At 71.0% G+C, this 10,124-nt stretch carries 9 protein-coding genes; 6 read left to right on the top strand and 3 right to left on the bottom strand.

Annotated elements, in window-relative coordinates:
* From SACHA_RS22315 to pdhA, 3 genes are all read right to left on the bottom strand, one after another.
* On the bottom strand, positions 1–327 hold a 327-nt coding region (locus SACHA_RS22315), incomplete at its 3' end, for a biotin/lipoyl-containing protein (protein ID WP_039739183.1).
* A 14-nt stretch (positions 328–341) separates the two neighbouring features.
* Positions 342–1,367 (bottom strand): alpha-ketoacid dehydrogenase subunit beta, encoded by a 1,026-nt coding sequence (locus tag SACHA_RS0114615; protein ID WP_019810920.1) that lies wholly within the window; start codon positions 1,365–1,367, stop codon positions 342–344.
* Positions 1,367–2,578 carry a pyruvate dehydrogenase (acetyl-transferring) E1 component subunit alpha gene (gene pdhA, locus SACHA_RS0114610; RefSeq protein ID WP_019810919.1) on the bottom strand — a complete coding sequence of 404 codons (1,212 nt, stop codon included), beginning with the start codon at positions 2,576–2,578 and terminating at the stop codon, positions 1,367–1,369. Before pdhA ends, SACHA_RS0114615 begins: the two co-directional genes overlap by 1 nt.
* Before the next feature lie 368 nt (positions 2,579–2,946).
* Here pdhA and SACHA_RS0114605 point away from each other — a divergent pair, with 368 nt between their 5' ends.
* From SACHA_RS0114605 to SACHA_RS0114580, 6 genes are all read left to right on the top strand, one after another.
* Positions 2,947–4,374 carry a M20/M25/M40 family metallo-hydrolase gene (locus SACHA_RS0114605; protein ID WP_019810918.1) on the top strand — a complete coding sequence of 476 codons (1,428 nt, stop codon included), beginning with the start codon at positions 2,947–2,949 and terminating at the stop codon, positions 4,372–4,374.
* A gap of 105 nt (positions 4,375–4,479) precedes the next feature.
* Positions 4,480–5,298, top strand: a complete 819-nt coding sequence (locus SACHA_RS0114600) for a transporter substrate-binding domain-containing protein (protein WP_028663201.1) — start codon at positions 4,480–4,482, stop codon at positions 5,296–5,298.
* A gap of 71 nt (positions 5,299–5,369) precedes the next feature.
* Complete coding sequence (locus SACHA_RS0114595) at positions 5,370–6,179, top strand: amino acid ABC transporter permease (RefSeq protein WP_019810916.1); 810 nt, start codon at positions 5,370–5,372, stop codon at positions 6,177–6,179.
* The gene (locus SACHA_RS0114590; protein WP_019810915.1) at positions 6,179–6,964 is read left to right on the top strand and encodes an amino acid ABC transporter ATP-binding protein; all 786 of its coding nucleotides are present in this window, start codon (positions 6,179–6,181) and stop codon (positions 6,962–6,964) included. The genes SACHA_RS0114595 and SACHA_RS0114590 overlap by 1 nt, the downstream gene beginning before the upstream one ends.
* Before the next feature lie 109 nt (positions 6,965–7,073).
* Positions 7,074–9,455 (top strand): translocation/assembly module TamB domain-containing protein, encoded by a 2,382-nt coding sequence (locus tag SACHA_RS0114585; RefSeq protein WP_028663200.1) that lies wholly within the window; start codon positions 7,074–7,076, stop codon positions 9,453–9,455.
* A 168-nt stretch (positions 9,456–9,623) separates the two neighbouring features.
* The coding region (locus SACHA_RS0114580) for a thioredoxin-like domain-containing protein (protein ID WP_232211895.1) at positions 9,624–10,124 on the top strand (501 nt) is incomplete at its 3' end.

The raw sequence follows: 10,124 nt of genomic DNA, 5'->3' as shown, positions 1-10,124 counted from the left end.
GGCCGCCGCCTCCGCGGACGGCGCGGCACCGTTGTTCGCGGCCTGGGGTGTCGTCGCGGCCTGCGGCGCGGAGGTGCCCTGCGGGTCGACGTCCACGGTGAGGATCGGCGTGCCGACCTCGACCGTCTGCCCCGGCTCCACCAGCAGCTCGGTGACCACCCCGGCCCACGGGATGGGCAGCTCGACGGCCGCCTTCGCGGTCTCGACCTCCACGACGATCTGGTTCACCGCGACCTCGTCGCCCGGCTGGACGCGCCAGCCGATGATCTCGGCCTCGGTCAGCCCCTCGGCGGTGTCGGCGAGGGGGAACTGCCTGTACTCCGGCATCGTGTCCTACCCCCTCACCAGGCCAGCGCGTTGTCGACGGCGTGCAGCACCCGGTCGAGGTCGGGCAGGAAGTGCTCCTCCAGCTTCGCCGGGGGATACGGGGTGTCGAACCCGGTCACCCGCTGCACCGGGGCCTCCAGCGAGTAGAAGCATTCCTGCTGGACCCGGGCCGCGATCTCCGCGGTGACCGAGGACTCCGACTGGGCCTCACTCACCGCGACCAGCCGGCCGGTGCGACGCACCGACTCGAACACCGGCCCCAGATCCAGTGGGGACAGGCTGCGCAGGTCGATGACCTCCAGCTCGGTGCCCTCCTCGGCCGCGGCCGTCGCCGCGTCCAGACACACCTTCACCGACGGTCCGTAGGTGACCAGGGTGGCCGCCGTGCCGCTGCGCAGGCTGCGCGAGGCGAACAGCGGGTCCGGTGTCGAGGTCGTGTCCACCGGCTGCTTCAGTGCGCCGGAGTGGTACAGCTTCTTCGGTTCGAAGAACAGCACCGGGTCGTCGCACGAGATCGCCTGCTGGATCATCCAGTACGCGTCCACCGGGTTCGAGCAGGACACCACCTTCAGCCCCGGCACGTGCGCGAACAGCGACTCCGGCGACTCCGAGTGGTGCTCGACCGCGCCGATCCCGCCGCCGAACGGCACGCGGATCACCACGGGGACCGTGATCCGGCCCTGGGTGCGGTAGTGCAACTTGGCGAGCTGGCTGACGATCTGGTCGAAGCCGGGGAAGATGAACCCCTCGAACTGGATCTCGCACACCGGCCGGAAGCCGCGCACGGCGAGACCGACGGCGGTGCCGATGATGCCGGACTCGGCCAGCGGCGTGTCCAGCACGCGGTGCTCACCGAAGTCCTTCTGCAGGCCGTCGGTGATGCGGAAGACACCGCCGAGCCTGCCGATGTCCTCGCCCATCATCAGGACCTTGTCGTCGGCCTCCATGGCCGCGCGCAGGCCGAGGTTGAGCGCCTTGCCGATGGTGAGCTTCTGGATCTCGGTCTCGGTCCGGACCGGGGACTGCACCGGGGCCGCCATCAGCGCTCACCCCCGTCCGCGAACCCGCCGAGGTAGGCGAGGTACTCCTCGCGCTGCGCGTCGAGCACCGGGGAGGGGTCGGCGTAGACCTCGGAGAAGATCCGTTCCGGTGGTGGGTCGGGCATGGCGAAGCAGTACTCGCGCAGTTCGGCCGCGAACCGGTCGGCCTCGGCGTCGACCTCGTCGAAGAACTCCTGTTCGGCCGCGCCCGTCCGGGCGAGATGCACCCGCACCCGCTCGATCGGATCCTTGTGCTTCCACACCTCCAGCTCGTCGGAGAGCCGGTACCGGGTGGGGTCGTCGGTGGTGGTGTGCGCGTCCATGCGGTAGGTGAACGCCTCGATGAGCACCGGGCCGTTGCCGCGCCGGCACTCCTCCAGCGCCCACCGGGTCACCGCCAGGCAGCCGAGGACGTCGTTGCCGTCGACGCGGATGCCGGGGAAGCCGTACCCGCGGGCGCGCTGGTACAGCGGCAGTCGCGACTGCCGTTCGGTGGGCTCGGAGATGGCCCACTGGTTGTTCTGGCAGAAGAACACCAGCGGCGCGTCGTAGACCGACGCCCAGACGAACCCCTCGTGGACGTCGCCCTGACTGGTGGCGCCGTCGCCGAAGTAGCAGATCGTGGCCTCGGCGTTGTCGTCGTCCCCGACCTTGCCCTCGAACCGCTGCCCCATCGCGTAGCCCGCGGCGTTGAGCACCTGGTTGCCGATCACGATGGTGTAGGGGTGGATACCGTGGCCCGCGAAGTCCCATTCGCTGTGGTCGGTGCACCGGAAGATGCCCAGCAGCTCCTTGAAGTCGACGCCGCGGGTGTAGGCGACGCCGTGTTCGCGGTAGCTGGGAAACGCCATGTCCTGCGGCTTCAGCGCCCGCCCCGAGCCGATCTGGGCGGCTTCCTGGCCGAGCAGGGGCACCCAGATGCCGAGCTGGCCCTGGCGCTGCATGGCATTGGATTCCCGGTCGGCCCGCCGCACGAGGACCATGTCGCGGTAGAGGTTCCGCAGCGCCTCGTCGTCGACGTCGTCGAGGTACGGATCGAACCGGGACGAGGGCAGGCGTTCACCCTCGGGAGTGAGTAGCTGCGTGAGCTCGGTTCCGCCTTCGGCTGTGGCCCGCAATCCCGCGATCACCTGCTCCGGGGACGGTTGCGCCGCGGTGGCGGCCGGTCCGGCGCCGGGTTCGGGGCGCGTCCACTGTTCTGGGGACGACATGCGCTTCTCCTTGGTGTCGTGCCGCGTGGCCGCTTGTGACGACCCCCGCGACGCGCCGCCGGTCACCGTGGCGCATCCGGATCTCCAGCGCTCGGTGCCCGTCGGCGGTGACGGTTCACGCCGTCATCCTGGCACGAACCCCGGCCCCGTGGAGAGGTCCCGATGTCGATTCGTTTTCTCCGGCGGGGTTGTGAGCTGCGGAAACGCTTGGACGGCCGACGATGCAACCGCCGAAAGTCGGTTCGGCGAGCACCGGCTGACCAGCCCGCGCGCCGCGCTGTCGCCGGACGGGCACCGGGTGTGTGCGGCCCCCGTCCGCGAGAACACGCGCGGTGTGACGCCGGACACATCTCCCCCCGGGTGGCACGATGGTCCGCGTGGAAACCGCAACCGTGACCGACACCGTCCGGGCCAGGTGGGCCGACGACGTCCTGCCCAGCCTGTCCGAGCTCGTGGCGATCCCCGCGCTGTCCCCCGGCTTCGATCCGGAGTGGGCCGCGTCCGGCCACCTGGACGCCGCCGTGGAGCACGTCCGCGCCTGGCTGGCGAGCCGGGAGATCCCCGGCGCCGCCGTCAACGTCGTCCGTCTGCCCGGCCGTAGCCCCGTCCTGCTGCTCGACGTCCCCGCCACCCCGGGCGGCGAGGACGCCGGCACCGTGCTCATGTACGGGCACCTGGACAAACAGCCCCCCGTCGGCGGCTGGTCCGACGGACTCGGCCCGTGGACACCGGTGGTGCGCGACGGTCGGCTGTACGGCCGCGGCTCGGCCGACGACGGCTACGCCGGCTACGCCGCGACCACCGCGATCGAGGCCGTGCGTGCGGCAGGCGGCGCGCACGCCCGGACCGTGGTGCTGCTGGAGACCGGGGAGGAATCCGGCAGCCCCGACCTGCCCGCCTACCTGGAACACCTGACCGGGCGGCTCGGGCGGGTGTCTCTGGTGATCTGCCTGGACTCGGGCGGCAACGACTACGACCGGCTGTGGCTGACCACCAGCCTGCGCGGGATGGCCCAGGTGCACGTCACCGCGCGGGTGCTCGACTCGGCCCAGCACTCCGGACTCGCCAGTGGCGTCGTGCCGAGCTCCTTCCGTGTTCTGCGCACCCTGCTCGACCGCATCGAGGACAGCGCCACCGGCGCGATCCCGCTGCCCGAGTGCAACGTCGAGATCCCCGCCGACCGGCTGGCGGAGACCCGGGCCACCGCCGAAGCCGCCCCGGGGTCGGTGGCGGGCGCGTTCCCGCGGCACGGCTCCACCCGCACCGTCGTCGACGACGAGGTGGAACTGCTGCTGAACAACAGCTGGCGGCCGACCCTGTCGGTGATCGGCGCGTCCGGGATGCCGGAACCGGCCGAGGCGGGCAACGTGCTGCGCGCCGCCACGACGTTGGCGTTGAGTTTCCGGCTCCCGCCGACCGCGGACTCCGCCGCCGCGCTCGCCGCGATCGAGAAGACGTTGACCACCGATGTCCCCTACGGCGCCACGGTGGAGGTCACCGGGACCGAGGCGGCGGACGGCTGGAACGCCCCGGAACTCGCCCCGTGGCTGGCCTCCGCGCTGCAGCGGGTCAGCGACGAGGTGTTCGGCAACCCGTGGCGCAGCACCGGGCTCGGCGGGTCGATCCCGTTCATGGGACTGCTCGGCCGGACCTACCCTCAGGCGCAGTTCCTGGTCACCGGGGCGCTCGGGCCGGACTCGAACGCCCACGTACCGGACGAGTGGCTGCACCTCGACCAGGCGCAGCGGGTGACCGAGGCGATCGCGCGCGTGTTGCACGCCCATGCGGAGCAGTGACGTGCCCGTCGAAACCGGCCCGTAACGTCGCCGGGTGGTGCGTTCGGGGGTACCGGGGTGGCAGGATGCGCGGGTTAGCCGGTATTAACCACGAGGAGTGACACCGTGGCGCGTCGACTCACCAGAGTGTTGACCCTGCTTCCCGCGGCCGCGCTCGCCGTCACCGCGGTGAGTTGTGCGGAGGAGGTGAACTCCGGCGGCGACACCGAAGCCGGCGGGGAGATCTCGCTGATCAACGAAGGCAAGCTGACCACCTGCACCCACCTGCCCTACGAACCGTTCCAGTTCAGTCAGGACGGCGAGACGGTCGGCTTCGACGTCGACCTGGTCGACCTCGTCGCCGAGGACCTGGGCGTCGAGCAGGAGATCTTCGACACCTCGTTCGAGGGCATCGAGTCGGGCGCCGCGTTCGACACCGGCCAGTGCGACGTGGCCGCGGCCGCCATGACCATCACCGAGGAACGCGAGAAGGTGATGGACTTCTCGGACGGCTACTTCGACGCCAACCAGGCGCTGCTGGTCGGCACCGACTCGGATGTCGCGGAGCTGTCCGACCTCGAGGGCAAGGTCCTCGGGATGCAGCTCGGTACCACCGGGGAGAAGTACGCCCGGGAGCACAAGGACGAGCACGGCTACGAACTGCGCCAGTTCGAGGACCTCGCCCTGCTGCAGACCGCCGTGCAGACCGGCCAGGTCGCCGCGGCGATCAACGACAACTCGGTGTTGCTGGACTTCGCGAACAAGAACGACGACGTCCAGGTCACCACGGAGTTCGAGACCGGCGAGGAGTACGGCATCGCCGTGCGCGAGGGCGACGCCGCGATGCTGTCGAAGGTCAACGAGGTGCTGAAGGCCGCCAAGGCGGACGGCCGCTACGACGCGATCTACGAGAAGTGGTTCGGCAAGGCACCGGAGAGCAACTAGTCGGGTGAACGACGGGTCCCGGCGGGGCGATCCTCCGCCGGGACCCGCGTGTCCCGTGTCGAGGAGTCCGTATGGCGATGTCGCCGCGCAAACGCGCGCAGGTATTCCGCGGTGTCCAGTACCTCGTGCTGGTCGTCGCCCTCGTGGTGCTGGGCGTTCTGGCCGACTGGGGAAGGATCCGGGAGTCGTTCTTCAATCCGGACGCCGCGGCGACCCAGCTGCCCGAGGTGTTCACGCTCGCTCTGGTCAACACCATCGTCTACACCGCGCTCGGGTTCGGACTGGGTCTCGGCATCGGCCTCGTGCTCGCGCTGATGAAGTTGTCGTCGGTCGGCCCGTATCGCTGGCTGGCCACCGTCTACATCGAGTTCTTCCGCGGTGTTCCGGCACTGCTGGTGTTCATCGCGCTCGGCTTCGGGGTGCCGCTGGCCTTCGAACTCCGGTTCGACGTCTACTCCACGGCCGCGATCGCGCTGGGACTGGTCGGGTCCGCCTACATCGCCGAGACGCTGCGGGCCGGGATCCAGGCCGTGCCGAACGGGCAGATCGAGGCGTCCCGGTCACTCGGCATGTCGCAGGGCCGCACCACGATGACCGTGGTGATTCCCCAGGCGTTCCGCATCATTCTCCCGCCGCTGACGAACGAGCTCATTCTGCTCACCAAGGACTCGTCGTTGATCTATCTTCTGGGTCTGATGCGTGACGAGTACGAATTGGCGAAGTTCGGCCGGGAAGGGTTGAACGCCACCAAGTCGTTCACCCCGATCCTGTTGGCGGGACTCTGCTATCTGATCATCACGGTGCCGCTCGGGTACCTGTCCCGGCGTCTCGAACGCCGGCGCGGGAAGAAGGCGGACAAGGGGCTGGAGGTGACGGCCTGATGGGCTCGCCGTCCACGGCCGGTGCGGGCACCGGCGACGCGATCGTGGAGATCTCCGAGCTGCACAAGTCGTTCGGCCGGGTCGAGGTGCTCAAGGGCATCGACATGCGGGTGCGGCGCGGCGAGGTGGTGTGCATCGTCGGGCCGTCCGGTTCCGGCAAGTCGACGCTGCTGCGCTGCGTCAATCTGCTGGAGCAGCCGACGTCCGGCACCGTCGTGGTGAACGGGTTCGACATGACCGACCCGGACGTCTACATCGACGACGCGCGCCGCTCGATCGGCATGGTGTTCCAGGGATTCAATCTGTTCACCCACATGTCCGTGCTGGAGAACCTGACCGTGGCCCAGCGCAAGGTGCTGGGGCGGGACAAGGCCGAGGCCGAGCGCGTCGCCCGGGACAACCTCGCCCGGGTGGGGCTCTCGGAGAAGGTCGGCGCCATGCCGGACCAGCTCTCCGGCGGTCAGCAGCAGCGGGTGGCGATCGCCCGGGCGCTGTCGATGGACCCGGCCGTCATGCTGTTCGACGAACCGACGTCGGCACTGGACCCGGAACTCGTCGGGGACGTGCTCTCGGTGATGCGCAGGCTCGCCGAGGAGGGCATGACGATGCTCGTGGTCACCCACGAGATGCAGTTCGCCCGCGAGGTCGCCGACACGGTGCTGTTCATGGACGACGGCATGGTGGTCGAGCAGGGCCCGCCCGCCCGCGTCATCGCCGACCCGCACCACGAGCGCACCCGGACCTTCCTCTCCCGCGTGCTCAATCCGGTGCACGCCCGCGAGTAACCACGACGGTGGTGGCCGGAACCGCCCACCCCGTGTCACCGTCCGACCCTGTGGTGTGCGCGGGCGCGCCCGCACCACCGGGATCGACGGTGAGCGGGGAGGGCAGGCCATGCCGGGGATACGACGGGGGCGGGAGTCCGGACGGCTCGACGACGGGCACGTCACCGACCCGTCGACGGCGGCAACGGACCGGTACGACCCGTTCGACCCCGCCTCCCGCCCGAGCCGCACACTGCGCGCCGCCGACCTGCGTGCCGACGTCGAGTCCGGCTCCAGCGGGCTGCTGCGCTGGCGCAGGCAGACCACCGGCGCACCGATCGTCGAGATCACCGATGCCGAGATCACCGGCAGGCTCGACCTGCGTGCGCTGGAGCTGGGCGTGCTGTTCCGGTTCGAGCGGTGCCGCTTCGAGTATCCGCCGGACGTGCGGGAGGCCTCGCTGCTCGGGCTCTCGTTCCGCCGGTGCCTGCTGCCCGGCCTCAAGGCGCGCAACTTCCGCGGCCGCAACGACGTCCGGCTGATCCGCTGTGTGGTCGAGGTGGACGCCGACGCCGACGACACCGAGACCACGGTGCGGCAGGCCGTCGGGGTGGAACGCGGGATCCCCGACGCGGCCGTGAACCTCACCGATGCCGTGGTCGAGGGGTCGGTGGTGCTCACCCGCACCCGGATCACCCACCCGCGGGGCAAGGCGATCCAGGCCGACCGGCTCGTGGTCACCGGCGCGCTGCTGGGCTACCGGTTGGAGGCCGACGGCGAGGTGCGCATCCCAGGGCTGCGCACCGGCGGCAACGTGAACTTCTCCGGGGCCTCCCTGGCCAACCGGGCGGGATTCGCCCTCAACGGCAACGGCCTGCACGTCGGGGGGAGCCTGCTGTGTGAGCGGGACACCTACGGCGGGCCGAACGACAAGCGTCCGTTCACCGCGGACGGCATGGTGTTCCTCCCCAGCCTGCGGGTCTCCGGCGACCTGGTGTTCGAGGGCGCCCGGCTGGCCGTCGACCTGCACAGCGAGGTGACCGCGGACGCCTGGCGCACCGGCGACCGGTTCGAGGACCCGCATCCCGCCCTGATCGCCGACCGGATGCACGTGGACGGCAACGCCGAGTTCAGCAGGAACTTCGAGGTCACCGGAACACTGCGGATGGTGAACGCGCACTTCGGGGGGTCGCTGCGGCTGGCGGGGGCGACGGTGACCGTCGGCGGGGCGACCAACCGGCCCCATCCCGACCGGTCGATCCACCTGGACGGGAGCGAGATCGACGGTGGTCTGGACGGCAGCGGCCTCCGCACGGTCGGGCAGTTCCGGATGGCGGACGTGCGGGTGCGGGGCAACGTCGTGCTGCACGGGGCGACGTTCCGGTACGGGCGGCACGACGTGGTCTCCGCGCGGCGCAGCGAGGTGTCCGGCAACGTCGCGCTGACCCGGTGCTCGGTGCTGGGCACCCTGCGGCTGCAGGGGATGACCGTCGGCGGCAGCATCGACATGAGCGGGCTGCACGTGGCGGAACCGGAACAGGCCACGTCGGTGCCGGAGCGGGAGGAATCGGCGCCCTGGGCCGTCGACCTGCGCTCGGTGCGCGTGGCCCGCAACGTCCTGCTCGCCGCGGAGGACGGCCGGAACTTCCGGGCCTCCGGTGGCGTGACCCTGGACGGCGCGACCGTCAGCAGGACGATCCGGATCAGCGGTGCGGAGCTCGCCGCGGCCCGGGACAACCCGCTCGCGCTGGACGTCGGGGACGCGGGTGCCGACGAGTTCGCGCTCACGCCCGGGACCGCCCCGCAGGGCCGGGTGTCCCTGCGCAACGCACACTGCGGCACACTCGACGACGACACCGCGTTCTGGCAGGCCACGGGCCGGGTCGACGCGGACGACTTCCGCTACGACGCACTCGCCGCACCGATCGGGCTGACCGACGACAGGGCGGTCGCGCGGCGGTTGCGGCTCCTGCGCGCGGCGATGGACGGTTACCGGCCCGGCCCGTACGACCAGCTCGCCACCATGCTGCGGGAGAGCGGGAACGAGGAGCACGCGGACACGGTGCTGTTGCGTAAGCAGCAGTTCCGCTACGAGTCGCTGGCCCGCGGGTACGGCAGGTTCGGGGCCGGGGTGCGGCTGTGGAGCCGGCTGCAGCGGTGGATCGTCGGCTACGGCTACCGGCCGGTGCGGGCGCTGGCGTGTCTGCTGGGGTTGCTCGTCGCGGGGAGCCTGTGGTTCGGCCTCGGGGAGGACGACTGCGTCGACAGTGACCGCTACACCGTCTCCGGCCCCCGGTGCGCGGTCAACGCCGACGACACCGGGCTGGAGTGGAACCCGGTCTTCTACACCCTCGACCTGCTCGTTCCCATCGCCGACCTGGGCAACACCGGCCGGTGGCACATGGCGGGCACGGACAAGTGGGTCTCGGCGGGGTTCACCGCGACGGGCTGGGTGCTGATCACCACGGTCGCCGCGGGCGCCACCCGCACGCTGCGCCGCGACACCAACTGACGGCGTCCGGGACAGAGCCCGGCACGCGGTGACGGCACAGCGAGTACGCCATGACCGCACGGGCGAGCACGCCAGACCGCACAACGGCCGCGCGGGGAGACCGCGGGGTGGCGGGACTCTCACGTGTCGGGCGGGATTCCCGTCACCCCGGTCGTGTTCACTGGCGGTGTGAGTGCTGCGAAGAACCGCGCCCCGGTGCGGGCGCCCGAGTTGACCGGTGACGTCTGGTTCAACACCGACGGCAGGCCGCTGACGTTGGCCGCGCTGCGCGGCCGTGTCGTGCTGCTGGACTTCTGGACCTCGGGCTGTGTGAACTGTCTGCACGTCCTCGACGAACTGCGCCCGCTGGAGCGGGAGTTCGCCGACGTGCTCGTCACGATCGGGGTCCACTCCCCGAAGTTCGCCCGCGAGGGCGAGGCGGAGTCGGTGGCCGCGGCCGTCGCCCGCCACGGTGTCGACCACCCCGTCGTCAGCGACCCGGACATGCGGCTGTGGCAGGAGTACGCGGTGAAGGCGTGGCCGACACTGGTCGTGGTGGACCCCGAGGGGTACGTGGCGCACGTCGCGGCCGGCGAGGGGCACGCCGACGCGCTGCGCACGGTGATCAGGGACCTGGTGGCCGGGCACGCGGCCGCCGGGACGCTGCGCCGTGGGGGTGATCCGCTCGCC

Origin of the sequence: Saccharomonospora halophila 8 (assembly GCF_000383775.1) — a bacterium.
GTDB lineage: Bacteria > Actinomycetota > Actinomycetes > Mycobacteriales > Pseudonocardiaceae > Saccharomonospora > Saccharomonospora halophila.
The sequence above is the reverse complement of the archived record's forward strand: the minus strand, read 5'-3'. Positions and strand labels throughout refer to the sequence as shown.

What these genes read in the sequence shown, in the direction of transcription:
- SACHA_RS0114615 (WP_019810920.1), bottom strand. Translation starts at nt 1,367, where the DNA reads ATGGCGGCCCCGGTGCAGTCCCCGGTCCGGACCGAGACCGAGATCCAG.
- pdhA (WP_019810919.1), bottom strand. Translation starts at nt 2,578, where the DNA reads ATGTCGTCCCCAGAACAGTGGACGCGCCCCGAACCCGGCGCCGGACCG.
- SACHA_RS0114605 (WP_019810918.1), top strand. Translation starts at nt 2,947, where the DNA reads ATGGTCCGCGTGGAAACCGCAACCGTGACCGACACCGTCCGGGCCAGG.
- SACHA_RS0114595 (WP_019810916.1), top strand. Translation starts at nt 5,370, where the DNA reads ATGGCGATGTCGCCGCGCAAACGCGCGCAGGTATTCCGCGGTGTCCAG.
- SACHA_RS0114590 (WP_019810915.1), top strand. Translation starts at nt 6,179, where the DNA reads ATGGGCTCGCCGTCCACGGCCGGTGCGGGCACCGGCGACGCGATCGTG.
- SACHA_RS0114585 (WP_028663200.1), top strand. Translation starts at nt 7,074, where the DNA reads ATGCCGGGGATACGACGGGGGCGGGAGTCCGGACGGCTCGACGACGGG.